The 26159-nt window shown below is 39.6% G+C and carries 28 protein-coding genes; 18 read left to right on the top strand and 10 right to left on the bottom strand.

All coding sequences use genetic code 11. From position 1 onward, the window contains the following. Positions 1 to 2: 2 nt before the first annotated feature. Complete coding sequence (locus tag NDN13_RS04420; RefSeq protein ID WP_251117319.1) at positions 3 to 1055, bottom strand: sugar phosphate isomerase/epimerase family protein; 1053 nt, start codon at positions 1053 to 1055, stop codon at positions 3 to 5. 181 nt (positions 1056 to 1236) lie between these two features. Between NDN13_RS04420 and NDN13_RS04415 the strand changes: the two genes are divergently transcribed. From NDN13_RS04415 to madM, 10 genes are all read left to right on the top strand, one after another. Beyond that, complete coding sequence (locus tag NDN13_RS04415; protein ID WP_251117318.1) at positions 1237 to 1836, top strand: TetR/AcrR family transcriptional regulator; 600 nt, start codon at positions 1237 to 1239, stop codon at positions 1834 to 1836. Between the two features lie 302 nt (positions 1837 to 2138). Next, positions 2139 to 3818 (top strand): malonate decarboxylase subunit alpha, encoded by a 1680-nt coding sequence (gene mdcA / locus NDN13_RS04410; RefSeq protein ID WP_251117317.1) that lies wholly within the window; start codon positions 2139 to 2141, stop codon positions 3816 to 3818. Then, positions 3818 to 4693, top strand: coding sequence for a triphosphoribosyl-dephospho-CoA synthase (locus NDN13_RS04405; RefSeq protein ID WP_251117316.1), 876 nt, complete (start codon positions 3818 to 3820; stop codon positions 4691 to 4693). Before mdcA ends, NDN13_RS04405 begins: the two co-directional genes overlap by 1 nt. An 11-nt stretch (positions 4694 to 4704) precedes the next feature. Continuing rightward, complete coding sequence (locus NDN13_RS04400) at positions 4705 to 5007, top strand: malonate decarboxylase subunit delta (protein ID WP_251117315.1); 303 nt, start codon at positions 4705 to 4707, stop codon at positions 5005 to 5007. After that, positions 5000 to 5851 carry a biotin-independent malonate decarboxylase subunit beta gene (locus tag NDN13_RS04395; RefSeq protein WP_251117314.1) on the top strand — a complete coding sequence of 284 codons (852 nt, stop codon included), beginning with the start codon at positions 5000 to 5002 and terminating at the stop codon, positions 5849 to 5851. Before NDN13_RS04400 ends, NDN13_RS04395 begins: the two co-directional genes overlap by 8 nt. Position 5852: 1 nt before the next feature. Beyond that, entirely contained in the window at positions 5853 to 6674 is an 822-nt protein-coding gene (gene mdcE / locus NDN13_RS04390; RefSeq protein WP_251117313.1) for a biotin-independent malonate decarboxylase subunit gamma, read from the top strand. After that, complete coding sequence (locus NDN13_RS04385; protein WP_251117312.1) at positions 6671 to 7288, top strand: malonate decarboxylase holo-ACP synthase; 618 nt, start codon at positions 6671 to 6673, stop codon at positions 7286 to 7288. The genes mdcE and NDN13_RS04385 overlap by 4 nt, the downstream gene beginning before the upstream one ends. Then, the gene (gene mdcH, locus NDN13_RS04380; protein WP_251117311.1) at positions 7285 to 8214 is read left to right on the top strand and encodes a malonate decarboxylase subunit epsilon; all 930 of its coding nucleotides are present in this window, start codon (positions 7285 to 7287) and stop codon (positions 8212 to 8214) included. The genes NDN13_RS04385 and mdcH overlap by 4 nt, the downstream gene beginning before the upstream one ends. Before the next feature lie 50 nt (positions 8215 to 8264). After that, positions 8265 to 8666, top strand: a complete 402-nt coding sequence (gene madL, locus NDN13_RS04375; protein ID WP_251117310.1) for a malonate transporter subunit MadL — start codon at positions 8265 to 8267, stop codon at positions 8664 to 8666. 25 nt (positions 8667 to 8691) lie between these two features. Further along, the gene (gene madM / locus NDN13_RS04370; protein WP_251117309.1) at positions 8692 to 9453 is read left to right on the top strand and encodes a malonate transporter subunit MadM; all 762 of its coding nucleotides are present in this window, start codon (positions 8692 to 8694) and stop codon (positions 9451 to 9453) included. A 55-nt stretch (positions 9454 to 9508) separates the two neighbouring features. Here the strand turns inward: madM and NDN13_RS04365 are convergent, their stop codons facing one another. The 7 genes from NDN13_RS04365 to NDN13_RS04335 form a co-directional block, all read right to left on the bottom strand. Then, the gene (locus NDN13_RS04365) at positions 9509 to 10429 is read right to left on the bottom strand and encodes a LysR family transcriptional regulator (RefSeq protein ID WP_251117308.1); all 921 of its coding nucleotides are present in this window, start codon (positions 10427 to 10429) and stop codon (positions 9509 to 9511) included. Between the two features lie 202 nt (positions 10430 to 10631). Then, positions 10632 to 11921, bottom strand: a complete 1290-nt coding sequence (locus NDN13_RS04360) for a serine hydrolase domain-containing protein (RefSeq protein WP_251117307.1) — start codon at positions 11919 to 11921, stop codon at positions 10632 to 10634. A 365-nt stretch (positions 11922 to 12286) separates the two neighbouring features. Continuing rightward, the gene (locus NDN13_RS04355) at positions 12287 to 12985 is read right to left on the bottom strand and encodes a DUF1826 domain-containing protein (RefSeq protein WP_251117306.1); all 699 of its coding nucleotides are present in this window, start codon (positions 12983 to 12985) and stop codon (positions 12287 to 12289) included. A gap of 256 nt (positions 12986 to 13241) precedes the next feature. Then, complete coding sequence (locus NDN13_RS04350; RefSeq protein WP_251117305.1) at positions 13242 to 14447, bottom strand: NAD(P)/FAD-dependent oxidoreductase; 1206 nt, start codon at positions 14445 to 14447, stop codon at positions 13242 to 13244. Positions 14448 to 14606: 159 nt separating this feature from the next. Further along, positions 14607 to 15155 (bottom strand): RrF2 family transcriptional regulator, encoded by a 549-nt coding sequence (locus NDN13_RS04345; RefSeq protein WP_251117304.1) that lies wholly within the window; start codon positions 15153 to 15155, stop codon positions 14607 to 14609. Positions 15156 to 15351: 196 nt separating this feature from the next. After that, positions 15352 to 16371, bottom strand: coding sequence for an MBL fold metallo-hydrolase (locus tag NDN13_RS04340; protein WP_251117303.1), 1020 nt, complete (start codon positions 16369 to 16371; stop codon positions 15352 to 15354). A 145-nt stretch (positions 16372 to 16516) separates the two neighbouring features. Beyond that, positions 16517 to 17086, bottom strand: a complete 570-nt coding sequence (locus NDN13_RS04335) for a TetR/AcrR family transcriptional regulator (RefSeq protein WP_251117302.1) — start codon at positions 17084 to 17086, stop codon at positions 16517 to 16519. 207 nt (positions 17087 to 17293) lie between these two features. On the opposite strand from NDN13_RS04335, the gene NDN13_RS04330 reads away from it, so the two are divergent. Beyond that, positions 17294 to 18178 carry a LysR substrate-binding domain-containing protein gene (locus tag NDN13_RS04330; RefSeq protein ID WP_251118163.1) on the top strand — a complete coding sequence of 295 codons (885 nt, stop codon included), beginning with the start codon at positions 17294 to 17296 and terminating at the stop codon, positions 18176 to 18178. Between the two features lie 76 nt (positions 18179 to 18254). Here the strand turns inward: NDN13_RS04330 and NDN13_RS04325 are convergent, their stop codons facing one another. Further along, entirely contained in the window at positions 18255 to 18965 is a 711-nt protein-coding gene (locus NDN13_RS04325; protein ID WP_251117301.1) for an SDR family oxidoreductase, read from the bottom strand. Positions 18966 to 19319: 354 nt separating this feature from the next. Here NDN13_RS04325 and NDN13_RS04320 point away from each other — a divergent pair, with 354 nt between their 5' ends. Then, a complete protein-coding gene (locus NDN13_RS04320) occupies positions 19320 to 19661 on the top strand; it encodes a hypothetical protein (RefSeq protein ID WP_251117300.1) in 342 nt (113 codons plus the stop codon). Positions 19662 to 19678: 17 nt separating this feature from the next. On the opposite strand, the gene NDN13_RS04315 is transcribed toward NDN13_RS04320, so the two are convergent. Next, on the bottom strand, positions 19679 to 19915 hold the full coding sequence (locus NDN13_RS04315; protein ID WP_251117299.1) for a VF530 family protein: 237 nt from the start codon (positions 19913 to 19915) through the stop codon (positions 19679 to 19681). Positions 19916 to 20360: 445 nt separating this feature from the next. On the opposite strand from NDN13_RS04315, the gene NDN13_RS04310 reads away from it, so the two are divergent. From NDN13_RS04310 to NDN13_RS04285, 6 genes are read left to right on the top strand one after another with little or no spacing between them, the layout of a single operon-like run. Beyond that, positions 20361 to 20996: a CDP-alcohol phosphatidyltransferase family protein gene (locus tag NDN13_RS04310; RefSeq protein ID WP_251117298.1), complete on the top strand. Its 636-nt coding sequence runs from the start codon at positions 20361 to 20363 to the stop codon at positions 20994 to 20996. A 10-nt stretch (positions 20997 to 21006) separates the two neighbouring features. Beyond that, entirely contained in the window at positions 21007 to 22755 is a 1749-nt protein-coding gene (locus NDN13_RS04305) for a bifunctional alpha/beta hydrolase/class I SAM-dependent methyltransferase (protein WP_251117297.1), read from the top strand. A gap of 12 nt (positions 22756 to 22767) precedes the next feature. Continuing rightward, entirely contained in the window at positions 22768 to 24138 is a 1371-nt protein-coding gene (locus NDN13_RS04300) for a phosphatase PAP2/dual specificity phosphatase family protein (RefSeq protein WP_251117296.1), read from the top strand. After that, positions 24135 to 24557 (top strand): hypothetical protein, encoded by a 423-nt coding sequence (locus tag NDN13_RS04295; protein ID WP_251117295.1) that lies wholly within the window; start codon positions 24135 to 24137, stop codon positions 24555 to 24557. The genes NDN13_RS04300 and NDN13_RS04295 overlap by 4 nt, the downstream gene beginning before the upstream one ends. Positions 24558 to 24564: 7 nt before the next feature. Then, positions 24565 to 25215, top strand: a complete 651-nt coding sequence (locus tag NDN13_RS04290) for a lysophospholipid acyltransferase family protein (RefSeq protein ID WP_251117294.1) — start codon at positions 24565 to 24567, stop codon at positions 25213 to 25215. Beyond that, positions 25212 to 26156, top strand: coding sequence for a phosphatidate cytidylyltransferase (locus NDN13_RS04285; RefSeq protein WP_251117293.1), 945 nt, complete (start codon positions 25212 to 25214; stop codon positions 26154 to 26156). The genes NDN13_RS04290 and NDN13_RS04285 overlap by 4 nt, the downstream gene beginning before the upstream one ends. Positions 26157 to 26159 lie beyond the last annotated feature (3 nt).

Genomic DNA, 26159 nt, shown 5'->3' with positions numbered 1-26159 from the left:
GCTTAAATGCCCAATAATTGGTTGATTTGTAATTGATTTACGGGTGCAGCTGCAAAGTCATCAAATATTTTATCGGTCACAGGGATAATATTTTGTTTAATAAATTCAGCACCTTCTCGTGCACCATCATCTTTATTTTTTAGACAACACTCCCATTCCAAAGTCGCCCAACCTTGATAGTTGTTATGTGCTAATTTTGAGAAAATCGATTTAAAATCAACTTGACCATCACCTGTAGAACGGAAGCGGCCAGCTCGATCTCCCCAATTTTGATAGCCACCGTACATGCCTTGACGACCTGTCGGTGTGAACTCGGCATCTTTTACATGGAACATACGAATGAAGTCCTTGTAGATATCTAAGTATTCTAAGTAGTTCAGTTGTTGAAGAATAAAATGGCTAGGATCAAACAAGATCTGACAACGCGGGTGATGATTGGTACGTTCTAAAAACATTTCAAAGCTAATGCCATCATGCAGATCTTCACCGGGATGAATCTCATAGCAAAGATTGACATCGTATTCATCACAGACATTTAAGATCGGAGTCCAACGGCGAGCAAGTTCATCAAAAGCTGTGTCAATCAGTCCTTCAGGACGTTGTGGGAAGGGAAAGATATAAGGCCATGCTAAAGAACCAGAGAAAGTTCCCATCTCATGTAGTCCTAGACATGCAGACGCTTGAACCGAAGCTAACATCTGTTGTTCAGCCCATCGGGTTCTTTCTGTTGGTTTACCATGCAAAAAAGCGGGTGCAAAACCATCACATAATGCGTCATAAGCAGGATGAACCGCCATTAACTGACCAAAAATATGCGTGCTTAACTCACTAATCTGCAAACCGTTTTTATCTAAAATGCCTTTGATCTCATCACAATAATTCTGACTTTCTGCGGCTAAATTCACATCAAATAATCGTTTATCCCAAGCAGGCAGTTGAACAGCCTTAAAACCGTGATCCGCCACCCATGCTGCAATACTTTCTAAGTTATTAAATGGAAAAACATCATCACTGAATTGGGCAAGGTGAATACTGGGGCCTTTGATTGTTTGCATCTCTGAAACTCAATTAGTTGTCGATCAACAAACAATAGGCTGAATATTATTTAAAAACAACTCATTTTTTAAATGGATGTTGAAAATTGGCTTTAGATACAACAAATCATATTGATTTATTTGCGAAAAATATTTTTCCGATTAATAATAAAAAAACACTAAGTTTGAAAAAAGAAGCACTATGGCGGGTAGACCAAGAGAGTTTGATCGAGACAAAGCCTTGGTCAAAGCACGAAATTTATTCTGGCAGCATGGCTATGAAGGAACATCCATGTCAGATTTAGTTGAGGTTTTGGGTATTGCTTCAGCGCGTATATACAAAGCATTTGGTTCAAAAGAAGCGCTTTTTAGAGAAGCTGTTAAGCATTATGAAGAACATGAAGGTGGCTTTGCTGTCCAAGCATTGCAACAGCAAGATATTAAAGTGGCAATCAATCAATTATTCCAAGATGCGATCAAGTTATATACCCAAACAAATCACGCATATGGTTGTATGGTTGTTTCTTCGGCAAGTGTATTAAGCGAAGAGAATCAAGATCTTCTCGTCTGGATGAAACAGCAACGTATTCAGCGGGTTGAAGGTCTAATTCAGCGTTTTGAACAAGCCAAATTGGATGGTCAATTGCGGGAGGATGCCGATCCTGAACAATTAGGGCAATATTATGGGCTGGTTTTGCATGGCTTATCGGTACAGGCCAGAGATGGTTATTCAGAACAAATCTTGTTATCAAACATCAGCTTGGCACTTAAAAATCTGGATCAATATTTGGTAAAGCCATAAGATGTAAAAAAGTCTTTAATCCCATTTCAACTAAGTTCGATTGGCACATAAGTCAAACGAAATCTCAGATATCATCTGTGAGTTTTTAATTTAAACAAGTTAAAATTAATATTTTCAAATAGATAAGTAATTTTAAACAGCTTTTATTTTTGTTGAAATTAATCATGCCAAAATAAATAAGAATGAGCATCGTATAAAAGTATTAACTTTAAGTTAACAATATAGCATTTCAGTTGATTGATCAGAATCTAGAAAAAGCTTTTTATAAGGTAAGTCAAGTCATCGTTACCAAGGAAAAGCACATGGAAGCTTGTGTTCAGAATAAAGAAAGTATATGGACAAAACGTCGACATGCTAAGCAATTGAAAATACAACAAGCACGTAAATATACGGATGGTGTCGTCATTCCCAGACAGAATATTGTTCAAGTCTTGGAAACTTTGATTCGCTCAGGCGATAAGGTTGTATTAGAAGGAAATAACCAAAAACAAGCGGATTTTTTATCGCGTGCGCTTGCTCAGGTTAATCCCAAAACTCTGCATCATTTACATATGATTATGCCAAGTGTGGGCCGTCCTGAGCATTTGGATTTATTTGAAAAAGGTATTGCCCGGAAACTCGATTTTTCCTTTGCAGGCACCCAAAGTCTACGTATTAGCCAACTATTAGAAGATGGATTACTCGAGATTGGCGCAATTCATACCTATATCGAGTTGTATTCAAGATTATTGGTTGACTTAATCCCGAATGTTGTCCTTTCAGCAGGATTCATGGCAGACCGTCATGGCAATGTTTATACAGGTCCAAGTACAGAGGATTCACCCGCATTAATTGAACCTGCTGCATTCAGTGATGGCATTGTCATTGTACAAGTGAATGAGCTTGTCGATGATGTACAAGATTTACCTCGTGTAGATATTCCAGCTTCTTGGGTGGATTTTATCGTTGTGGCAGATAAGCCTTTCTATATTGAACCCTTATTTACCCGTGATCCAAAGCACATTAAACCCGTTCATGTGCTTATGGCGATGATGGCGATACGTGGAATTTATGAACGTCATCAAGTGCAGTCGCTCAATCATGGGATTGGTTTTAATACAGCAGCGATTGAATTAATTTTACCAACCTATGGCGAATCGCTCGGTTTAAAAGGAAAAATTTGTCGAAATTGGACCTTGAACCCACACCCCACATTGATTCCTGCGATTGAAACTGGTTGGGTTGAAAGTGTGCATTGTTTTGGTACTGAACTGGGAATGGAAAAGTATATTGCTGCACGCCCAGATATTTTCTTTACTGGTCGTGATGGCTCTTTACGCTCCAACCGCATGATGTGTCAGCTTGCCGGTCAATATGCTGTCGATTTATTCATTGGTGCGACCTTACAAGTCGATGGCAGCGGTCATTCATCAACAGTAACCAAAGGTCGATTAGCTGGATTTGGTGGAGCCCCCAATATGGGACATGACCCACGTGGACGCAGACATGCGACACCTGCGTGGATAGATATGCGTATCGAAGGTCAGTATGAGACTGACACCTATTTAGCTCGCGGGAAAAAATTAGTTGTTCAAATGGTTGAAACCTTTCAGGAAGGTGGGAAACCAACATTTGTGGACACCCTTGATGCTGTTGATGTCGCGAAAAAGGCAGGGATGCCTTTAGCACCGATTATGATTTATGGGGATGATGTTACCCATTTGCTCACCGAAGAAGGGATTGCCTATCTTTATAAAGCGAGAAGCCTAGAAGAACGTCAGGCAATGATCGCGGCTGTCGCGGGGGTTACCGATATTGGGCTAAATCATGATCCGAAAAAGACAGAACAATTACGCCAAGAAGGCTTGGTTGTTTTCCCAGAAGATCTCGGCATTCGCCGTACTGACGCGACTCGTGAATTATTAGCGGCCAAAAATATTGCTGATCTTGTGACTTGGTCAGATGGTCTTTATCAACCTCCTGCAAAATTTAGGAGTTGGTAATGAATGCACTTTTAAAAAAGACAGGTTTTAGCACTGCAGAACTTATAGCAGATATGGCCGTGCAGGCATTAATTGATGAGGTTAATTTAACCCCTAAACCTGCTTTGGTTGATCAGCGAGGAAGCGGTGCACATGATGACTTAAGTCTTGAGTTAATGGAACGTTCAGCCCAATGTTTATTTCCAATGTTTAAAGCAATGGCAGAGGCTGCTGTCCTGCATGGCAATGTCTGTATTGCACTGAGAGAAGACATAGGTCAATTAGGTCGCTATGGCGAGCATCGAATGTTGCAAGTCACACAAGGCATAAATACGCACCGTGGTGCAATTTGGTCCATGGGATTAATGGTGACATCCGCGGCATTAACGCTGTTCAATCAACAGAAATGTACAGTTGATGTGTTATGCACAACAGCCAGTGAGCTAGCCCAAATTGAAGACCGCTTTATTCCCAAGCAGCAATTGACACATGGGCAACAAGTCCGACAAAAATTTGGCGTAAACGGCGCAAAACAGCAAGCTCAACTGGGCTTTCCAGTTATCACACAATACGGAATAGTCCAATTACATCGAAGCCGAATTCAAGGTGTAGCAGAGTCTTTGGCTCGGCTTGATGCCTTACTGGCCATGATGGGGCAACTCACGGATACATGTGTGATCCATCGAGCAGGTTTGGATGGATTACATCAAATGCAACTTGGTGCGCAGCAGGTTTTGACACTTGGTGGTAGTTCAACGCCCCAAGGCCAACAACGCTTATCGCAACTGGAACAAGATTTATTAATGATGCGTGCTTCTGCGGGAGGTGCAGCAGATTTGCTCGCAACGCTGTTGTTTCTTGACAGTATAGAAAAATACCACTGGAAAAGATTTTAGGAAATAGTGCAATGGAAATACTTCATTTTGAGTTTGCAGCAGGAGAAATCCCCAATAAATCTGCTTTGGTTGGATGTGTGGGGTCGGGTGATCTAGAAATTTTAATGGAACCTAATCATTCAAGTCAGACCGCCATGATCAAAGTGGTCACTTCAGTCGATGGCAGCCAACAGCGTTGGAAAAACCTGTTTGAACGTATTTTTTCGGTTGCTTATCCTCCTGCCGTCACGATCGATATTCATGATTTTGGTGCAACACCAGGCGTCGTCCGTTTAAGACTTGAACAAGCTTTCGAGGAGGTGAACCGTGGCTGATCTAAATCACTTATTGAATAAACAAAGCTTTATTGAACTTGGAGCACGTGAGCGAGCAAAGTCCCTGCTTGATCCTGAAAGTTTTCGAGAATTATTAGATCCTTTTGCAAGAATCATGTCACCTTGGTTAGCGAAACAAAACATCGTTCCCCAAGCTGATGATGGTGTCGTGGTAATAAAAGGACGTATTGAGCAACATCCTGTTGTGGTGATTTCAATTGAAGGCATATTCCAAGGTGGCAGTCTAGGTGAGGTGGGTGGAGCTAAAATTGCTGGGGCTTTAGAACTGGCAGTAGAAGACAACCTGAACGATATCCCTACAACAGCAATTTTATTGCTCGAAACCGGAGGCGTACGTTTACAAGAAGCAAATCTGGGATTAGCTGCAATTGCCGAAATTCAATCTGCCATTGTCGAATTAAGACAATATCAACCCGTTATTGGTGTCATCGCAGGCAGTGTAGGGTGTTTTGGCGGGATGTCCATTGCAGCCGGACTGTGTAGTTATTTGATTATGACGCAAGAAGGTCGTTTGGGCTTGAATGGGCCTCAAGTCATTGAACAAGAAGCCGGCGTGCAGGAATACGATGCAAAAGATCGTCCTTTTATCTGGAGTATTACTGGCGGAGAACAACGTTTTAACAGTGGTCTCGTCGATGTGTATGTGGAAGACGACCGTCAAAAGATCCAACAGCAGATTGTTCAATGTATTGTGCAAGGTCAGCCTTTGATCCATCGGAGTCGTAATACTGCTTTTTACCTGTCAAAAATTCAACAGGTGGATACGACAGCACAGATATTGCCAACTGAAGTTCAAGCCTTATATCAAGGAAAAGAGGTCTAAAATGAATACACATGTTACTCAAGCCTCATTACGTGGACGAAACTGGTTTAATGCTTTAACCCAGAATTTAAATTTAATCGAAACCCCAATTGATTCATTGCTCATTGCTGATGGCCAATGGAATGGTCAGGAGGTTCGTGTTTTTGCCATTGTCACAGATGAACTGAATAAGTACCCACGGGCAAGAAGTGGTGAAGTTGGTTTATTGGAAGGTTGGGCGCTGGCACAATCAATTAATGAACTGATTCAAGCTGATAGCGGAAAAACCAAGAAACGCGCAATTTTGTGTATTGTCGATGTACCGAGCCAAGCTTATGGACGACGAGAAGAAGTCCTCGGAATTCATCAAGCCCTTGCTGGCGCTGTAGATGCTTATGCAACGGCCCGCTTAGCTGGTCATCCGATCGTTAGCCTGTTAGTTGGTAAATCGATGTCTGGGGCATTCTTGGCGCATGGCTATCAGGCTAATCGCATTCTGGCACTTAAAGATCAAGGTGTTATGGTGCATGCGATGGGTAAAGAATCTGCTGCACGTGTCACTTTAAGGTCTGTGGAAGAGCTTGAAGCCTTGGCTGCGACAATTCCACCCATGGCTTACGATATTGAAAGCTATAGCACCTTAGGGCTGTTATCTGATGTTCTTGAGGTAGAAGCTGCCGAGCAACCTACTGTGGCAGATATTATCGCTGTTAAAGCCGCAGTGAATGAAGCAATACAAGATATTCAAAAACAAGGCAATGTTGATTTAAAACATCGCTTAAATGGGAAAAACCGTAAAGCGTCGAAACAGGTTCGAGAACTGTTACGTGAGCAATGGTCATGAGTCATCATTTTCAGGCGCATGATTTATTGTGGGGAATGAATCCACACATGTTACCTGATGACGTACCAGATTGGGCCGTTCAAGTGCTATTTGAGAACAAGCCTGTTGTAGTCAGACGAGCAATCACTAATATGCATACAGTTGCGGTTGGCATTAGAGGTAAACAAAGGAATCAACGTTTTGCTGCTGAAATGCCAACTCATGCAATTGAGAAAAAAGTAAGTCCAGAAAGTTTAATTGATAAGGACTTAGCATCGTTTCCGCATTTACAACGTCAATTGCAGCGTATTTATAAAACCATGCAGAGTTTTGCTTTGCCATGGGGATACACAGGAAGTGTCGGTTATGAGTTGGCTACAGGGTTTAAAACAGTCAGTGAAAATAGTGATGTTGATTTATTGATTCGTACAGAACAATTCATCTCACAAGCTGAAGCGAAAATTATGCTAACGGCATTAGAAGATTTAGATATCAACATTGATGTGCAACTACAAACGCCGTTAGGCGGAGTGGCCTTACGCGAATGGGCAAGAGCAACAGGATGCATTTTACTCAAGCGCAATGATCATGCTGTTTTGGTTCAGAATCCTTGGGATTCAAAGGAAATCATATGACTTCAATCTGGGTCTATCCTGGGCAAGGTTCTCAGAAGATCAATATGTTGCATGATCTTCCCCAGCATAGACTTGTGGAGAAATATCTAGAGCAAGCATCAGATATTTTGCATCAGGATGTGCTGTTGCTTGATCAAAAAGAGGCATTGAAATCGACATATTCCGTTCAGCTTTGTTTGTATATTGCAGGTGTGATTTGTTCGTCGCTACTGAAAGAACAAGGGCTCGAACCAGATTATGTTGCGGGTTTATCTATTGGTGCATGGGCTGCGGCTACAGTCGCAGATGTCATTAGTTTTGAAGATGGTCTTGCTCTGGTCGCAAAGCGAGGAGAGCTGATGCAACAGGCCTACCCGAAAGGTTATGGCATGACAGCAATCCTCGGTTCGGACTCGTCTAAAGTTCAGGAGTGGGTTTCAACAATCCATAAAAATCAATCCGATGTTTATATTGCAAATTTTAATGCACCAAACCAGATCGTAATTTCAGGTTCAGATGTAGCCATGCAGCAGATCAAAGCGCTTGCAACTCAATCTGGAGCAGTAACCAAAAGATTAGACGTCAGTGTGCCATCACACTGTTGTTTATTGGAAAAGCAAGCCAAGCAATTGGCCAATTTGGCGGAGGGAGTTCAATTAAATCAACCAAACATTAAATACCTAAGCGGGACTTCTGCCCGTTTGCTTAGAACAGGTGAACAGATTCTTGACGATCTCATTTTTAATATGAGCCGAACGATAGATTGGGAAAACACTGTTCAGGCTGCATGGGAGCGAGGTGTTCGATTACAGATTGAAGCTTTGCCAGGCACAACACTGACAGGTTTAGCACGGAAAGTATTTAAAGAAGGAACGGTTTTGTCTTTTCAAAATACAAGATTGGAAAATTTGATTATGGAAATGCATAAACAAGGTAATTTTGCATAAACAAAATCAAAAATAAATGAAGTCACTCAATGGATAGAGGAAATTGAAAAATGATTATTTATGGAACCGCTATTTTAGCAATTTGTCACTTATTAGGCGATTACCTAGGCAATACGCTTGGGAGTTTATTAGGTGTACAAGCCAATGTAGGTGGTGTTGCGATCTCGATGATTTTACTGATTCTATCGAAAGAAATACTCGCTAAAAAAGGCTATTTGCCTCAAATTACCCAATTTGGTGTTTTGTATTGGTCTGGTATGTACATTCCAATTGTTGTCGCCATGTCAGCAGGTCAAAATGTTGTTGCTGCACTTTCTGGTGGAATGTTAGGGCTTGCGGTATCAATTGCTTCACTGATTGGTACAGTTTTGGTTATCCGCTATCTGAACCGTCTCAGTGGTGATTATGAAACATACGAATGGTCGTTAGAAACAACTGAAAAAGTTGCTTAAATATAATTGCTTAGGGATATAAAAAATGGATACTTTGATTTCGGTTCTGAGTAAGAATGCATTAGTAACCGCACTTGCCGTGACTGGCTTAATGATGTTCTTTTCTCATTTACTTTCTAAATATCTAACCAAAGGCAAGCTACAAAGTTCAGCAATCGCTATTACTTTAGGCTTAGTTATCGCTTATTTTGCTGGAGTTTATACACAAGGTACAAAAGGGATATCAGACATTGCCATTTTCTCTGGTTTTGCCCTATTAGGAGGGGCAATGATTAGAGATCTTGCGATTGCTTCAACCGCATTTGAAGTTGATGTAAAAGAAGTTAAAAAGGCCGGCAAAATAGGATGTGTTGCCTTATTACTCGGCTGCGTTGTACCTTTTGTAATTGGTGTCGTGATTGCTTGGTGTTTGGGTTACAAAGACCCCATATCGATGACGACCATTGGTGCAGGTGCCATGACGTATATTGTTGGTCCAATCACCGGTTCTGCAATTGGTGCTAGTTCAGAAGTTATCGCTTTATCAATCGCAATTGGTCTGATCAAGTCTGTCTTTTTTATGGTGGCTACACCGCTCTTGGCTAAATTTATGTATCTAAAAAGCCCCCGTTCAGCAATGGTTTTTGGTGGTCTAGCTGGAACAACAAGTGGAACTGCAGCAGGGTTGGCGGGTACAGATGTACGTTTAGTTCCTTATGGTGCTTTAGTTGCAACATTCTATACAGGTCTTGGTTGTTTATTAGGACCTTCAGTATTTTTTCTGACTGTGAATGCAATTTTTAGCTGATTTAGAGTAGTTTAGGTTGGGCAATTGATGAGATTTTATGAATTGCCCAATAATTCTACACCTCAAAAAAACGTTTGGAAAACATACGGCATTCTGCAATTAATGCCAGTAGATTTGGGTCACGCTCTTTACTTTTTAGGAAAACCAGACCAATTTCTTGTTTAATTTGAAAGGGCTTTTTCAAAGGAATGAGCTTAACTGAACTTTCATAGATCGTTGAAATACGGCCTGGTAACAATGCCAAGCCAACACCTGTACTCACCATGCTAACCAAAGTAAAAATATCACTCACTTGTAAAAATACTTTTGGATCAATTCCTGCTTTTTCAAACAAGATATCTGAATCATTACGTGTTGCGAAACCCTTAGAAAGCGTTAAGAACTTTTCGTCCTTTAATGTTGTGAGATCTACTTCATTCATTAAAGCCAACGGAGAGTTTTTATTGACGGCTAGATAAATATTATCTTGAAACATTGGAAGTGTTTCAAAATCAGAGTCATCGGTCGTGTCATTGAGTGCAACAATAATAGCATCTAATTCAGTCGATTTTAGTTTTGTAACCAAGTCTAAATTTGAACTCAGAAGAAGTTGAATATCTAGCTCACCCCGACGCAGCTTTAATCCACTAATGACATTCGGAATCGTATTCACAGTGAGTGAATAGAGTGAACCTAGGTGCAATATTTTTGCAGCAAAACCTGCGGCTTCACGGGTTTTATTTACGGTAATAATCATATCCTGAATAAGTTTATGTGAATGCTCTTGCAAGACATAAGCACTTTTCAGTGGAATCAGATTTCTTCCTTCGTTTTTAAACAAAGGGCAGCGTAGGGCGCTTTCTAAGGAGTGCAATGCTTTATGTACACTGACATTACTGATTTGCATCTCATCCGCAGCTTTGGATAAGTTTCCATGACGCATAAAAGCCAAAAAAATTTGGATTTTTTTGAGGGTCAATTCTTCTTCTATTTTCATGGTTTAAATAAAATTAAAAACAATGAAAACAATTATATAGATAGTTTTATTAAGTTAAGTAGGATCATTGTATTTTTTATTGAGTTTTATTAAACCAAATGACAAAGCAAGTCATAGAAAGGAGATAAGATTTACCCGTTGTAAAAAAAGATAGCGCAGGCAATACTTACATTCTTTGTAATTATTGCCTTGCAATTAAAACTTATCGGGTTAAATAGTTACTTACAGCATTAAAGAATAATGCATTTTCGTTTTCAATTTCAGCGGAAGGGCGAGCCGAATCCCATGTACTCCACTGCATCATAATAATATTATTTTTGGGATTAATCGCCATGCGCTGGCCAAAAATTCCACGCCCCCAAAAGGTTGCATCCATATTTTTAGAAAGGAGTGGAGTGCCTGATGTTGGATGGTAATTCCACCATTGGTAGCCATATTGCCCTTTAGGATATTCAGATGTGACTGAGTTTTTTGCTGTCGTCCAATTGCTTAAATCTTTTAACCAATGATCTGGTAATAATTTTTCGCCATTTGCAAGACGTCCTTCTTTGGATACAAACAGGGCAAAGCGTGCATAATCTCTAAGAGTTGCATTAAAACCATGGCCTCCCATATCGGTCACATTGCGCTGATAAGAATGCCAGACACCTTCACGCTCCATTCCCACTTTTTTCCAAATGTTTTCTTGCAAATAATGTGCAATATTTTGTCCTGTTGCAGCTTCAAGTACTTTTCCAACGAGCCATGCACCGCCTGTGTTATAAGACCATACTTCGCCAGGTTTATATTTGGCTTTAACATTCTTCACAAGTTTATAAACACAGTCATTTGGATTCGCTTGCGCTTCACAATAGGTCATGTGAGCAAAGTCAGAATTAGGATCAGCATAGTCTTCATTCCACTCCACACCAGAAGCATGCTGTAAGATTTGTTTTAATGTTACGTTTTGCCATGCAGACCCTTTTAAATCTGGAAGGTATTTGATAATCTGATCATCTACTGAATGAATTTTACCTTGTTTAATCGCAATACCAATTAAAGTTGAAACAACTGATTTACCAATCGAGCGTGAGGTCCAAAGTGATGTTGGAGTATTACCTTGCCCATAATATTCAAGCACAATTTTTCCATCTTTTAGAATAATTAACCCTGTTGCATTCTGACTTTTTAAATAATCATTTAACTGATAGTTTTTGTTATTAACAGTATATGAAATATCCTTATTTGTTATTTGAATACTACTTTTTTGGAGTGAAAGAATATTTTGGGGATCAGGTCTAAAAACGCTTCCATCATATAACCGATAAGTATTTCTAAAACCAATAACCCTGTCACTTGGTGACCACGTCAACATATCATGAGCAGAGGGGAGCTTAGCATCTACAGGTGATGGGCAATCCTTCATACCTAAACTTTTACAATCATATTGAGCTAAAGCACCTTGAGAAAAAATTAATGCTCCACAAACCATTCCTAACTTCATTGATTTCATTTTTAAATTCCTTGAAAATATTTGTATTGTTCCAATTCCAAACATTGCTTCGGTTTAATTTGTTAAAATAATTAAAACTAAACAACCTTTTGTTTTTAAAAGATGGGGGTGCTACCTTCCGTGACGTTTAATTATTTTTTAAATTATGATTATTTTAATATTCAATCAATAAACTGTTTTTTTAAACTATTAATCTAAGGCTAATATATTTCATATAAATTACAAATAAATAATATATGATTTAAAGTATAAATAAAATCTAAGGTGTTATTTATACTTAATACCTTAGAAGCATTATCATGATCGGCAATAAATTTAAAATAGAATAATAAGAGAAAATAGCAGCTGCCTTATCGAATGAATATTTAACAAATCAAGAGCAGTCTATATTCACCCTTATTTTCAACAGGCGCTCTATGAACACAAGGGGAGGCTTGTTGTGTTGGATGGTCAACAGCTAGACGCCAAAGATGGCCTATACCTAAATTCACTGGTTTAGCATCTGGTTTAGGTTGGTAGTGTAGATCAAAAAAATATTCTTCTAAGAACGTTTCAAATTCAGCTTCTGGGCCATCATGTAATTCTTTAAGTTTTACTCTGATTTCTGGGATCTGAATCTTTTGCTCGACTTGATCTTGCGGCAAAATGTCACTGGCTGGGCCATGATAGGTGCATAGAAAAGTATCTGTTTCGATAGGTGAGCGATCAACATGATAAGAATATACATCGGTTGAAATGAAATCGAAGTCTTCATCTCGTTCATAACATTTAAGTAAATTAAGAGAAGGTGATGCACCTAAATCAGTTAAGCGCTGTATATCACTCAAGATCGTCTCTCTTGCCTGGCTGCCTTGTTCTGAAAGTTTCAATGCCAAAAGATCTTCTACAGAAACCTCTGTAATATTCTCTTTTAACTCAAGTTTAGCCACAATCTCTTGAAAATCCCCAAACAAATGCCGATGCCAGCAAATGGCATTCATAGCACCTTGAAAATTAGAATTCACAAGTTCAGAAAAGGTCGAAACCATGCTAATTTGAGTGTTATCAGACGGAATATTCTTCATATTAGAACTAAATCATGAACTATCGTGAATTATACACCTAAGCCTACAGAAAATATTGTATTTCAATCTATTCTGTAAATTTGACCTTAGCCAGTACATCTCCACAGCAAGCATCGACTTCAACGACTCAAGTGAAAAGGGTGTAATACAAGATATGACCCTGTCATGAGTTATCATGATTCAAAAAGAAGCCCCAAAAGTCACTTTCGACTTCTGAGGTTTACAAGCAGAGCTCTTGTTAAGAAAACAGCCTATATTAAGGAACAATAACAAAATCAGGGTTTGCTACGGCAAAAATGGCTTCTCGATCTGCGACGGGTGGATAGATCCATACCGTATTAATTTCTTGCTTAATTTTTTTGGCTTCTTCACGTACAAATTGAACTTGTCGATCCCAACCCTCCGTATAAAGTGCACCCCATGGACCTAAATCAACACAAGTCACATACTTTGGCTGGCTATACGGGTGTAATGGTAAATTGACTAACTCTGCGGCTGCATTGTAGCCTGCAACACGGCCTAGGCTCATGGCATGTTGGCAAGACATGACATTGAAGTTACCTAAATCATCGGTTGCAACTTTAACCGTATCACCCGTCACAAAAATATTCTTTACTTCAGGCGCATGTAAATACGCATCAGCTAAAATTCGCCCCAAATTATCTTTTTCACCTGCAATTTGAGAGGTGAGTGCGTTAGCTCGCATGCCCGCCGTCCAAATGACGGTTTCCGTTTCGATTCTTTCACCGTTAGAAAGGGTGACACCAGCGGCATCAAGTGCAGTAACGCGTAAACCCGCTTTAGCTTCAACACCGAGTTCAGTGAGCGCTTCACGAATCACTGCTGCAGCTTCGTCACCTATTGCCGCACCAATTTCTGCAGATGAATCAACCAAAACCACACGAATATCAGTTTCAGCTAAAATGCTACGCAGGCGCTCAGGCATTTCGGCAACGGTTTCAAGCCCTGTAAGTCCACCACCAGCAACGACTACGGTATTACGTGCCGCACTGACAGGTTTCTTGGCTAAACTTTTAAGATGCTGATCTAGTTTTTCAGCATCTTCTAATGTGCTGACACTAAATCCATAGTCTTTAAGACCAGGGATAGGCGGCATATAGCCAGTACTTCCTGTTGCCAAAATAAAACGGTCATAACTTAAGCTTTGTTGATCGCCGTGGACCGTTGTAATCACAAGATTTTGAGCCGCAGCATTCACTTCATTGACCCAGCCAGCGACATATTTAACGTCAACGACATTTAATATGTCTAAAATATCAGGGTACATGTTTTCAAGTACAGCTTCATAAAGACGAGGACGAATATCAACATTCGGACTCGGGGAAACCATCAGCACTTCAATATTTTGTTGTTGCGCAGCCAAATGAATTGCTCGTTGTGCAGCAAGTGCAGCCCATAGACCAGCAAAGCCAGAACCGGCAATAATAATACGCTTACTCATTTAATGATCCTTTTAGTCGATTCATTCGAACATACAAATTCCAACCCATCCTGAAATCCAGGATGAGCGAATCCTTTCTCTGACTGTTCGAAAAATCTGAGAAGGGCTTTAAAAAGGTTAGGGGAGTGATGACTTGAGGACGCTAAGTCCTATCACTGTTTAATCGGGAATATCGCGTGATATTTTACTTTTCCGCATTTTTGCTGTTCTTCCTTCGATGCGTTCATTGATCCAGCCATTCACATCACTAAAAAATACATCAGGTGCATAACGGCTAAAACGGTCGGCAATATCACCAAGTGTGTGCGCGCCTAATGCATCTTGCATCGCTTGCTCGGCCTGTAACATAACCGCATGTACGGCACAGACCCCATTTGTTGCCCAATTGGGTGGAGCATTATGAAAGACTGCACATTTTCCACGAACTTCTTGGCATTCAAAAAGCGGTTTTTCACCTTCAATTGCATTCACAATATCGAGGAAACTGATGTCGTGAGCAGATCGGGCCAGTAAATACCCGCCACGAACGCCTTCTTGCGCCAAAACAAGTTTTGCCTTTTCAAGTTTAGGAAATATCTTGGCCATAAAGCTAGGAGAGACGCCTTGCAATTCAGCCAGATCCTTACTACTCAATGGTTTATCTTCATTATTTACAAGAAAAAGAAGACAGTGAATCGCATACTCGACGCTACTAGTGATATAAGCCATTTCATTTCATAATTGATCAATTACAAACACAGACTAATATAGTCTGTGTTTTGAGTCAACAATAAAACTAAGACAAAGTTAGTCCTAGTTTTATTGAAATACAATACAAATAAAAAAAATAGGGTTATAGCACTGAATTTAAAGACCTTTAACCTAAGCGTTGAGTGAGATGAATAATTGAAAAAGGATCAAAAAATTATGAGCGCCACCAATAGTTTTCGACATTTGGCTGGTTTAAGTTCAAGATTTCACCCATTTGAGGAGTACTGATTGCTAAGTTATTTTGCTGAGCCAAAGCCACGATACGTTCAAATGGGTCATCCCAAGCATGCAGGGCCAAGTCAAAAGTTCCATTATGGACAGGCAACAAATGACGTCCTTTTAAATCCAAATGTGCTTGTAATGTCTGCTCAGGTTGCATGTGAACATCTGGCCATTCTGGATCATAGGCACCGGTTTCTAACATGGTAAGATCAAAGGGGCCATAACGATGTCCGATCTCTTTAAATCCATCGAAATAACCCGTATCACCACTAAAAAACACTCGTAGGTCATTGTCAATAATCACCCACGATGCCCAAAGCGTTGCGTTGCTATCGCCCATACCTCGGCCTGAAAAATGATGAGCAGGGGTGGCAATCAGCTCAAGACCATCTATATGAGTCGTGTCCCACCAGTCAAGTTGCTGCACCTTATCTGCTGGCACACCCCATTTAATCAGTGTGTCACCGACACCAAGCGGGGTTAAGAAATGCTCAACCTTGTCTTTGAGTTGGAGTACTGCATGGTAGTCGAGATGGTCGTAGTGGTTATGTGACAAAATCACGCCCTTAATCGGCGGTAAGTCAGCAATGCTAATCGGGGGTTGGTGAAAACGTTTTGGGCCAAGCCACTGAAAAGGCGAAGCACGCTCAGAAAAAACGGGATCGGTTAACCAGAATTCATTACGCAATTTTAATAAAATGGTCGAATGCCCAAGACGGAATAGAGAACGGTCTGGAGCACTCATGAGTTGTTGTTTTGATAGACTTAACACAGGAATTTCTCGGTTTGGCACCGTATTTTTTGGCTTATTAAATAAAAATTTCCACATTAAGCCGAGCGTTTTTCCGAAAGAATGTGTGTGCAGATTTGGTCGTGTATTGCTAAATTTCCCGTTATGCTGCTGTGATGACATGAAGGGAGATGGCAAGTCTGTTGTATTTGAAATCGTCATTTTGTTTTCCTTGAGTGGAACAACCTATATGTATAAATAAGAACTGGGGATAAGTACTTATTTTGTCTTGTTTAAATGAGTATTTAATCACTCATTAATTGATTTAAAAAATAAGAATGCTGAACATCCTTATTTTTGTCTCTATCTACATCGAAACCGCGTGCCAAAATGCTTCAAAACCGGACTTACGATAAAGATCAGCTTGAGAAGTATCTTGGGCAATAAAATTGAGTGTAACTTCAGCAAGTGCACCCAAAATTGAACCGATAAATAAGGGTGGATAATCTCTTAGTTTGCCATCATCAATATGCGCTTGAATGGTCTTGGTAAAATCACAGAAAGTTTGCATACCAATTTGTTTACTCTGTTCTGTAATTTGTTCTGAAGTCGACAGCTGTGCCATCACTTTTCGTTTCAGCGGGGCAGCTAAACTCCAGTCCAAATAACTTTGCCAGATATAAAACATTTGGGTTTGCAGGTCAGAGTGGGTAGGGTAATTGAGCATGATGACCTGACGCAGTTCAGCCTTTAGCGAAAGGTATAATTGGTTGAGTAGTTCTTCTTTATTACTGAAATAGGTAAATAAAGTACCTTCTGCAACACCAGCGACTTTGGCAATTTTTGCGGTCGACGCACGCTCTCCAAGTTCTGCCAATGTTTCAATAGCAGCATTTAAAATTGCATTACGTTTATCTTCACTACGAGGACGGGCCATATACAAATATATTAGTTGAGTGATTACTCAATCATACATGGAAATAGATAAAGCGCAAGCTATGTTTTTTGAAAGAGAAGGGCTTTCCAAGATCATAAGCGATAACATCGCTTAAATAAGTCTACACAGCAAATTTAGCCCTTTAAATGGCTTGTGTACAATTCACAAAAAAATTAGAGTGTAGAAAAACTACTTGCTGATGTGTTTATGGTATCACGTAGAAAACTTCCATCTTTAAATGCTTTGCGTGCATTTGAAACAGCGGGCCGAAAGTTAAGTTTTCGCGCTGCTGCTGATGAGTTGGGAGTGACCCAGGGCGCGATCGCGCAGCAGGTTCGAGCATTAGAAGATCATCTAAATGTTATTTTATTTCAACGGCTGCCTCGGGGACTATGTTTGACACCTGAAGGAACAAAGTATCTGGTCGATATAACGCGTGCTTTTGATATTCTTGCTGAATCAACAGAATCATTATTAGATCAGCCAGATCGAGTAACCATTAGTGTAACACCAACAATTGCGACCAAAATGTTGATCCCTCGATTAGGTGATTTACATGCCGTACTGCCTGATATCAATTTATGCACGCTTGCAACTGAAGTTGTTTCAGACTTTGACCGTGATCAGGTTGATATCGCGATAAGGCTTACCCCAAAAGCATTTCCAGAAAATCTGGAAGCCCAATTATTGTTTCATCAGGAACTTATTGCTGTAGCAAGTCCTGATTTTATTCAGAACTTAACGCTTCCGCTGCAACTTGAACAGTTAATGAGTATGCCATTGCTACATGATGCCCATGATCATTGGCCAAATTTTCTGAACACGAATACGAAATTATCTGGAGCTGTATTTAATCAAACCACGCTGGCATTAGATGCTGCTTTGTCTGGGCAAGGGGTTGCTTTAGCATGCCGAGCATTTGTGGATGCTGATATTCAATCAGGAAAACTCGTACAAGTAACTTCGGATACAAAGACTATGGAACCAAGTTATTATCTTGTCAGAAAAAAAACCTCACATTCGAATAACACAGTCGATAAAATTTGGCAGTGGTGCATCGAATATTTAGGTACGAAGCAAAAATTAAAATAGATACTTATTTGTGATGATTCGGTCAGTTCTAATCATGAAGGGATAATTTATCCCTTCAAATTTTGATTAAAAATCATTATACAGAGCGCGTTAAGCCGCCATCTACACGGATATTTTGTCCTGTGATATAAGCCGCGCCATCCGACGCAAGGAAAGCAACTGTAGCTGCAATTTCTTCTGTTGAACCATATCGTTTCATTGGAACACTGTGAGTGCGTTCATCTGTTTTTGGTAGGCTATCAATCCACCCAGGCAAGACATTATTAATACGAATATTATCAATAGCATATGTGTCTGCACAAATCTTAGTAAAAGCTGCCAATCCAGAACGGGCAACGGCAGACGTTGGAAATAGTGAACTAGGCTCAAAAGTCCATGCACTGGAAATATTTACAATCACGCCGTGTTTTTGTTGTTGCATGATTGGAATCACTAAACGAATAGGGCGTACGGCATTGAGAAAATAAGTATCTATACCATCATGCCAATCTTGATCTGTTAATTCTAAAATTCCTTTGCGTGGGCCATGTCCAGCACTGTTGACTAAAACATCTATACGTCCCCAACGAGCAAGCGTTTCATCAATAAGGCGTTGTATATCATCTATTGATTGATTAGATCCAGTAACACCTAGACCATTCAGTTGATTAGCAAGGATTTCACCTTTGCCTGATGAAGATAAAATTGCAACTTTGTATCCATCTGCTGCTAGTTTTTTAGCGACAGCTGCACCCATACCACTTCCTGCAGCCGTAACAATAGCGACTTTAGCGACTTTCTCAGTCATGATTTTTACCTCTTAATGTCATTCGGAATATGAAAGAGTTAACTAATTTTAAAATAATATTAAAGTTCAACAGTGTGCCGAGCAAACGATAAATTTTCGTTAAATCCAGTAGAAAATCTACTGGCTTGATCCGTAATCAAATCAAGTTTAAAAAAGACATAGAAAGATTTTTAGGTACTATTCTTTATGCTAAATCGACAGGATTGTATTTCATTTAAACAAGGCTCAAGCCACGCAGATGAAAACTATGTGTAATCCTGAATATGTGCTGTTACAACATGTGTAAATTGCTAGATTCTCTCATGAGATTGTTCCAGTATAGATTTATACACTCGAATTTTCAGGACAATGATCATGGCAATAAGACATCGTATGCTATTAAAATATCTTGCTATTTTAGGTTTTGTGGCAAGTTCATCCGTGATGAGCAGCATAACTTTCGCAAGTTCTGAGCAGGCATGGAACAAACATGATCAGGAAATAAAAGCGGCTTGTATAAAAGCGAGCCAACTTAAAAATGCCAAGACAGTGAGCAATGTCATGCTGTTTGATGATCGTGTTGGATATTCGGCACTCCTTATTGAAGGAAAATATCCTCAAGCACATATGAAAAACAAAATAGGACAAGAGCTTTGTTTATGGAACAAGACATCGAAGAAAGCTTATTTAACGGAAACAAACATGAAAGCACATTGAGGTCATAGCTTTGAAAGCTAGGATTTCTGTTTGGCTTTTTGGCGTAAGACATATAAATACAAACTTTCTACTTTTTCACGTGCCCATAGTGTGGTACGTAAGAATCGCAACGATGACTTAACACTTGGATCTATACAAAAACATCTAATTTCAATTTTACAACTTAAGCCTTCAAAGCCACCGTAATAATCCAATAACTCATCCAAAATATCAGCAAGTTTTTTGCCGTGTAGAGGGTCATTGGAGGCGTTCATAATAGATCAACTATATTTGGGGAGACCATCATTATAACCTGAACTCGTTGAAAAATGAGAGGGTTAGCATTTAAGCGTAATTAACGATGTGTGCTGAAATAGCAGGAGACATTCACTTGGGTGATTCTAGGCAGCCGACTTGTAAAAATCTTCTGCCATTTATGGAATGAGAACTTGAAGTCAGCAACGTGAATTATGATCATAGAGATTCACGTTGCCAAGCTGTAGCTACAAACAGTAACTTGCGCAGCGGTGCTGCTCAGGCTACAAACTCAGATCTTCTATTTAACATAATATACATTATACGAAATAATTTAATATTAACAATTTGATATGTAATGACTTTTATAATCATCACTTTCCCTCGGATCTTGATGTATGTTGACATGCACCTAAATATTAAACACAATACTTTCACTATATAAACGTGTTTATACCAATAACAATGCCTTCGATTTATCAATTAAAACCAGCATTTCAGAATTTACTTCGCCCATTTGTACAATGGCTTTACGCTAAAAAAATCACGGCGAATCAAGTTACGCTTTTAGCCATGTTTATCTCTGTTGTATTAGCCGTTGCACTTTACTGCCTGCATCTTTACCAACAACCTTTGATTCTATTTTTACTATTTCCTGTATGGATGTTGGTTCGTATGGGTTTTAATGCAATTGATGGCATGCTCGCACGTGAATTCAATCAACAATCAAAACTTGGCGCATATCTAAATGAAATTTGTGATGTCATCTCCGATTCTGCGCTGTATTTATGTTTTTTAGGCTTAGCCTTCATTAATTCCTATTTATTGGGTTTAGTTGTTTTTCTGGCCATTCTGAGTGAATATGCTGGCGTTATGGCACCTTTAATTGGTCAGGAACGTCGTTATGATGGTCCTATGGGTAAAAGCGACCGTGCATTTTGGTTTAGTTTAATTGCTGTACTTGTCAGTTTTAGTCCGTATTTAATTGAAAATAATTACACAAATTCAATCATTTACATCTGCAATGGGCTGCTTATTTTTATTGCAGCACTATTAGTTTTGACAACTTATAACCGTATTAAAAATAGTATTCAACTTTAAGGAAAATCAGATGCAAAGCTCACAAAAACATGTATTTACCAGTCATGATGATACCCAATTAGCCTATCAACATTGGCCTGCAACTGCAGAAAAAGAGACAAAAAAAGCAATTATCTTATTCCATCGTGGTCATGAACACTCTGGACGTATGGCGCATTTGGTCAATGAGCTCAACCTACCAGAATTTGATTTCTTTGCGTGGGATGCACGCGGACATGGAGATTCACCAGGTTTACGTGGCGATGCACCAAGTTTCTCTGCATGTGTGAAAGATATTCAATCTTTTGTACAACATATTGAATCGACGTATAACATTGTATCAACCAATATCGCCGTCATTGGTCAAAGTGTCGGTGCAGTTTTGGCAGCCACATGGGTACATGATTATGCTCCAAAAATCAGAGCCTTATGCTTAGCTTCACCCGCATTTGATATCAAACTGTATGTCCCATTTGCAAAAGCTGGTTTAACTGTTTTAAGTAAACTCAAAGGTAATTTCTTTATTACCAGCTATGTCAAAGCCAATATGCTGACACATGATGTTGATCGTGCGAAAACTTACGATACAGATCCACAAATTGCCAAAGCCATTTCTGTACGAATGCTTTTGGGCTTATATGCAGCGTCAGAACGTATCGTTAATGATGCACAAAATATCTTTGTTCCTACACAAGTTTTATGCTCTGGATCAGATTTTGTGGTATTCCGTAAGCCACAACAACAATTTTATGAAAAGCTTCCTCATCCACGAAAAGAGTTCCATGTACTAGATGGTTTTTATCACGACACTTTAGGTGAAAAAGATCGTCATATTGCAATCGAAAAAATCCGTCGTTTTATCTTGCAAAGCTTTGCAGAAGATTATCAAGCACCAGATGTACTGAATGCCGATAAAATTGGTTCAAGCTGTGCAACTGCTGAGCAATTGAGTAGCCCACTTCCCGCTTCTTCAATCAAGAATTTGTTCTGGAACTTAACCAAACGTAATTTAAAACTCGGCAGTAAATTCTCCCGTGGCCTTAAAATTGGTGAAGATACCGGTTATGACTCTGGCAGTACGCTAGATTTTGTCTATCGAAATCAAGGTGAAAGCAAAAACATTCTTGGCAATATCATTGATCAACAGTATTTAAATGCGATTGGTTGGCGTGGCATCCGCATACGTAAACAGCATATCGAGCAGCTATTGGCGAAATATGCACAGGTTCTGAATAAGCAACGTAAAGACATTCGAATTCTGGATATTGCTGCTGGTCATGGCCGCTATATTTTAGATGCGGTCAGCCAGCTTCCAACAGCACCGAAGTCCGTGTTATTAAGAGATTATAGTCAGTTAAATGTTGATTCAGGTACAGCATTGATCCAAGAACGGAAATTGGACAATATTGCTCAATTTGAACTCGGTGATGCCTTTGACACGGCGTCATTGGCCAAAGTTAAACCCAAGCCAAATTTGGTGATTGTTTCAGGGCTTTATGAATTGTTTAGTGATAATGATTTATTAAGACAATCACTCACAGGTATTCATCAAGCTATGCTACAAGGTGGCTTCCTGATTTATACGGGACAAATTTGGCACCCACAACAAGAATTTATTGCACGTGCGCTTACCTCACATCGTCAAGGTGATGCTTGGGTCATGCGTTTACGCTCACAAGCCGAAATGGATGCACTGGTTGAACAAGCAGGCTTTAAAAAAGTAGATCAATGTATTGATGAATTTGGGATTTTTACAGTTTCAGTTGCTCAAAAAATTTAAATAAAGACCTTTATGCAAAATAATATTTTAAATCGCCAGCCCGGTACTTGGAAATGGGGGCTACTCTGCTTAGTCTTTTTAGCCCCATTTTTCTTCTTAACCTATGGTTTTGCAAATCAATATGCATCCAGCCTCAGCAATGTGCCGAGTATTGTGTTTGAATGGGAGCATCATATCCCACTTTGGCCATGGACCATTGTGCCGTATTGGTCAATTGACCTATTTTATGGCTTATCGCTCTTACTCTGTTGGAATAAATTTGAACTTCGACAGCATGCACTCCGACTTTTTGCTGCTCAACTTATCTCGATCAGTTGCTTTTTAATCTACCCGTTAAAGTTTAGTTTTGAACGTGTTGAATTAGATGGCTTTTTTGGATTATGGTTCGATGTGCTGATGGGTTTTGATAAACCCTTTAATCAAGCTCCCTCCTTACACATCGTTTTACTGGTCATTCTGTGGGATTTTTATCGCAGGCATATCAATCCCAATTACCGTTGGCTGGTTCATGTTTGGTCGTTCCTGATCGGACTTTCTGTCTTGACCACATGGCAGCATCATTTTATTGATATTCCATTGGGTCTATTGGCAGGTGCACTATGTTTATGGCTATTTCCACTTACAGTCAAAGCACCTTATCAAAAAGATGGCTTACAGCAAATTACAGCTAAACATTTAAAATTATGGTGTTTTTATTTAATTGGGGCCTTAGTTTGTATAACTCCTGCATTTTTATTTAAAGGTGTATGGCTATGGATGTTATATCCAGCGATCAGTCTTTTCTTAGTTGCTTTAGCATACTTTTTGGTTAGACCTCATTTTTTCCAAAAGCAAGAAAATGGTCAAATGACTGTCGCTGCATGGTTATTGTTCGCACCTTATTCTCTAGTCGCATGGATAAATAGTCGTGTTTGGACCTATCAACATCCTGAAGACTCATTGATTTTGCAATTAAACGGCGTCGATCTTTATCTTGGCCGTATTCCATCTGCTGAACATACAAAACAATATACAGCCTTATTTGATTGCTGTGCGGAGTTAGCAGTAAATCAGCAAGTACAACACTATGAAAAATTTAATACCCTCGATTTAATCCCCGTCCAAAGTCAGCAATTATTGGTCGCCGCAGCAGCATTCGACCATTTTATCCAACCTTTACTACAAACCAATCAATCACATAAAGTTCTGATTTTCTGTGCGCTCGGTTACTCACGTAGCTGTAGTATATTGATCGCATGGTTATTACAGCAAAACCATGCGGCTAGTGTAGAAGAAGCGATTACCTTAATCCAACGATCACGACCTTGGATCGTTCTGAGTGAGAAACATATTGCTGAAATTAAACACTTCCAACTGCTACTCACTCAGGAGAAGCAGCTATGAAAATGAATTTTGTCGTGGTTAGTCAATTGCTCAAGCAAAGTCAGAGTATTTTAAAATCAGGATATTTAGCCTTTGTTTTATCAATTGTGAGCTTATTTTTATTTTCAAGTACCCCGATCTTGATCCCACTGTTAGTGGTTACTGCTCTATTGGCGATTCACCATTATTTATTTATTCGGATTGAATTTGATCGTGGCCTGTTACAGCATATGGTTGACCAACCAGAGGATATAGACCTTCTTACCCAACAATTGGATCAATCCCTGTTAAACTTGCAACTGATTCCATCCAGTAAAACGGGTCGTGATTGGTCGATACGCTTCAAAGGCTGCTTAAGACTGTTAAAAATACAGATCTTCATTGTCTTAATTCAGTATTCTGTATTTATTGTACTTTTTTATAAATTAGCGCATAGATGAAGGTTGAATGAAAAAAAATATAATTACGCAATCCGTTGCTCGTTTTATCGCATTTCTTACTCGTCGAGGCGCTCGCTTATTAACGGGTGCAAGAAGTTTATGGGTGGGTTGTGAACCAGAGCTTAAGCAACGTATCTACTATGCCAACCACAATAGTCATATCGACTTCATTCTACTGTGGTCTTCCCTGCCGATTCATATTCGTCGGCAAACTCGCCCAATTGCAGCGTCAGATTATTGGCTGAAAGATGGGTTTCGACGGTTTTTGATTCAAGATACCTTTTCGGGTGTCACCATTCAGCGTAATCGTAGTGATCAGCAAGATCCATTACAGCCAGTTAAAGATGTTTTAGCTGAAGGCTATTCCATTATTTTCTTCCCTGAAGGAACACGTAACTTAAATGATGATATTGAACTCCTTGAATTTAAAAGTGGTCTGTATCACCTCAGCCAACAGTTCCCTGAAGTTGAAGTGGTCCCTGTCTGGATTTCTAATTTAAAGCGGGTGATGCCCAAAGGTGCTTTTATTCCTTTACCACTACTTTCAACGGTCATTTTTGGCGAACCTTTAGTCCTCGATCAATTCTCAGATAAGCAACAGTTTTTACAACATGCTCAGCAGCAGTTATTAAAATTAAAAGAGGCCGAGAATCAATGAGTTTAGACAACTTACAACAAACTTACTTATTGTTTGGCATCTTTGCCGTGATTTTGATTATCGCCTCAAGTATTGGATTTATCCTCAAACAAAAAGCAGGCATAACCCCATCTCCAGTGATTGATAACTTAAATGCGCGTATAAATGCTTGGTGGATCATGCTGATTGTCTTGGCAGCCGCCATTCTATTGGGAAAAACTGCTTTTATTGTCCTGTTTGGTCTTATTTCCTTTTTTGCACTACGTGAGTTTATTAGTTTATTACCGACACGCCGTGGCGATTATCTACCTTTACTGATCGCATTCTACTTCGTTATTCCCTATCAATACTATTTGGTCTATACCAATTGGTACGGACTATTTTCGATTTTCATTCCGTTGTATGTATTCTTACTGATTCCAATTGCCAGTTTAAAGTTGGAGGACACCACACACTTTTTGGAACGCAGTGCCAAAATCCAATGGGGTTTAATGGTCAGCGTATTCTGTATCTCGCATGTTCCCGCTTTATTAAACCTAGATTTACCTCAATTTAAAGGGGAAAAAATTTGGTTGGCGATTTGGCTGATTATGGTGGTTCAAGCCTCGGATGTGCTGCAATATGTCTGTGGTAAGCTATTCGGAAAACATAAAGTTGCACCAATCTTATCCCCATCAAAAACAGTTGAAGGATTGCTAGGTGGCGTCATTTTGGCAACAGCGCTGGGTGTATTGATGTCATCACTCACCCCATTCAATTATTGGCAAGCGGCGTTGATTGGTTTGATTGTCTGTATTTTTGGTTTCTTTGGTGGTTTGGTTATGTCTGCGATCAAACGCGATCGTGGGGTAAAAGATTGGGGACAATTGATTCAAGGTCATGGCGGTATGTTAGATCGTATCGACTCTATTTGTTTCTCTGCACCAATCTTCTTCCATATTCTACGCTATTGGTGGAGCTAACCC

Origin of the sequence: Acinetobacter sp. C32I, from assembly GCF_023702715.1 — a bacterium.
Classification (GTDB): Bacteria; Pseudomonadota; Gammaproteobacteria; order Pseudomonadales; family Moraxellaceae; genus Acinetobacter.
The sequence above is the reverse complement of the archived record's forward strand: the minus strand, read 5'-3'. Positions and strand labels throughout refer to the sequence as shown.

What these genes read in the sequence shown, in the direction of transcription:
- NDN13_RS04420 (WP_251117319.1), bottom strand. Translation starts at nt 1,055, where the DNA reads ATGCAAACAATCAAAGGCCCCAGTATTCACCTTGCCCAATTCAGTGAT.
- NDN13_RS04415 (WP_251117318.1), top strand. Translation starts at nt 1,237, where the DNA reads ATGGCGGGTAGACCAAGAGAGTTTGATCGAGACAAAGCCTTGGTCAAA.
- mdcA (WP_251117317.1), top strand. Translation starts at nt 2,139, where the DNA reads ATGGAAGCTTGTGTTCAGAATAAAGAAAGTATATGGACAAAACGTCGA.
- NDN13_RS04405 (WP_251117316.1), top strand. Translation starts at nt 3,818, where the DNA reads ATGAATGCACTTTTAAAAAAGACAGGTTTTAGCACTGCAGAACTTATA.
- NDN13_RS04400 (WP_251117315.1), top strand. Translation starts at nt 4,705, where the DNA reads ATGGAAATACTTCATTTTGAGTTTGCAGCAGGAGAAATCCCCAATAAA.
- mdcE (WP_251117313.1), top strand. Translation starts at nt 5,853, where the DNA reads ATGAATACACATGTTACTCAAGCCTCATTACGTGGACGAAACTGGTTT.
- NDN13_RS04385 (WP_251117312.1), top strand. Translation starts at nt 6,671, where the DNA reads ATGAGTCATCATTTTCAGGCGCATGATTTATTGTGGGGAATGAATCCA.
- mdcH (WP_251117311.1), top strand. Translation starts at nt 7,285, where the DNA reads ATGACTTCAATCTGGGTCTATCCTGGGCAAGGTTCTCAGAAGATCAAT.
- madL (WP_251117310.1), top strand. Translation starts at nt 8,265, where the DNA reads ATGATTATTTATGGAACCGCTATTTTAGCAATTTGTCACTTATTAGGC.
- madM (WP_251117309.1), top strand. Translation starts at nt 8,692, where the DNA reads ATGGATACTTTGATTTCGGTTCTGAGTAAGAATGCATTAGTAACCGCA.
- NDN13_RS04365 (WP_251117308.1), bottom strand. Translation starts at nt 10,429, where the DNA reads ATGAAAATAGAAGAAGAATTGACCCTCAAAAAAATCCAAATTTTTTTG.
- NDN13_RS04360 (WP_251117307.1), bottom strand. Translation starts at nt 11,921, where the DNA reads ATGAAATCAATGAAGTTAGGAATGGTTTGTGGAGCATTAATTTTTTCT.
- NDN13_RS04355 (WP_251117306.1), bottom strand. Translation starts at nt 12,985, where the DNA reads ATGAAGAATATTCCGTCTGATAACACTCAAATTAGCATGGTTTCGACC.
- NDN13_RS04350 (WP_251117305.1), bottom strand. Translation starts at nt 14,447, where the DNA reads ATGAGTAAGCGTATTATTATTGCCGGTTCTGGCTTTGCTGGTCTATGG.
- NDN13_RS04345 (WP_251117304.1), bottom strand. Translation starts at nt 15,155, where the DNA reads ATGGCTTATATCACTAGTAGCGTCGAGTATGCGATTCACTGTCTTCTT.
- NDN13_RS04340 (WP_251117303.1), bottom strand. Translation starts at nt 16,371, where the DNA reads ATGACGATTTCAAATACAACAGACTTGCCATCTCCCTTCATGTCATCA.
- NDN13_RS04335 (WP_251117302.1), bottom strand. Translation starts at nt 17,086, where the DNA reads ATGGCCCGTCCTCGTAGTGAAGATAAACGTAATGCAATTTTAAATGCT.
- NDN13_RS04330 (WP_251118163.1), top strand. Translation starts at nt 17,294, where the DNA reads ATGGTATCACGTAGAAAACTTCCATCTTTAAATGCTTTGCGTGCATTT.
- NDN13_RS04325 (WP_251117301.1), bottom strand. Translation starts at nt 18,965, where the DNA reads ATGACTGAGAAAGTCGCTAAAGTCGCTATTGTTACGGCTGCAGGAAGT.
- NDN13_RS04320 (WP_251117300.1), top strand. Translation starts at nt 19,320, where the DNA reads ATGGCAATAAGACATCGTATGCTATTAAAATATCTTGCTATTTTAGGT.
- NDN13_RS04315 (WP_251117299.1), bottom strand. Translation starts at nt 19,915, where the DNA reads ATGAACGCCTCCAATGACCCTCTACACGGCAAAAAACTTGCTGATATT.
- NDN13_RS04310 (WP_251117298.1), top strand. Translation starts at nt 20,361, where the DNA reads ATGCCTTCGATTTATCAATTAAAACCAGCATTTCAGAATTTACTTCGC.
- NDN13_RS04305 (WP_251117297.1), top strand. Translation starts at nt 21,007, where the DNA reads ATGCAAAGCTCACAAAAACATGTATTTACCAGTCATGATGATACCCAA.
- NDN13_RS04300 (WP_251117296.1), top strand. Translation starts at nt 22,768, where the DNA reads ATGCAAAATAATATTTTAAATCGCCAGCCCGGTACTTGGAAATGGGGG.
- NDN13_RS04295 (WP_251117295.1), top strand. Translation starts at nt 24,135, where the DNA reads ATGAAAATGAATTTTGTCGTGGTTAGTCAATTGCTCAAGCAAAGTCAG.
- NDN13_RS04290 (WP_251117294.1), top strand. Translation starts at nt 24,565, where the DNA reads ATGAAAAAAAATATAATTACGCAATCCGTTGCTCGTTTTATCGCATTT.
- NDN13_RS04285 (WP_251117293.1), top strand. Translation starts at nt 25,212, where the DNA reads ATGAGTTTAGACAACTTACAACAAACTTACTTATTGTTTGGCATCTTT.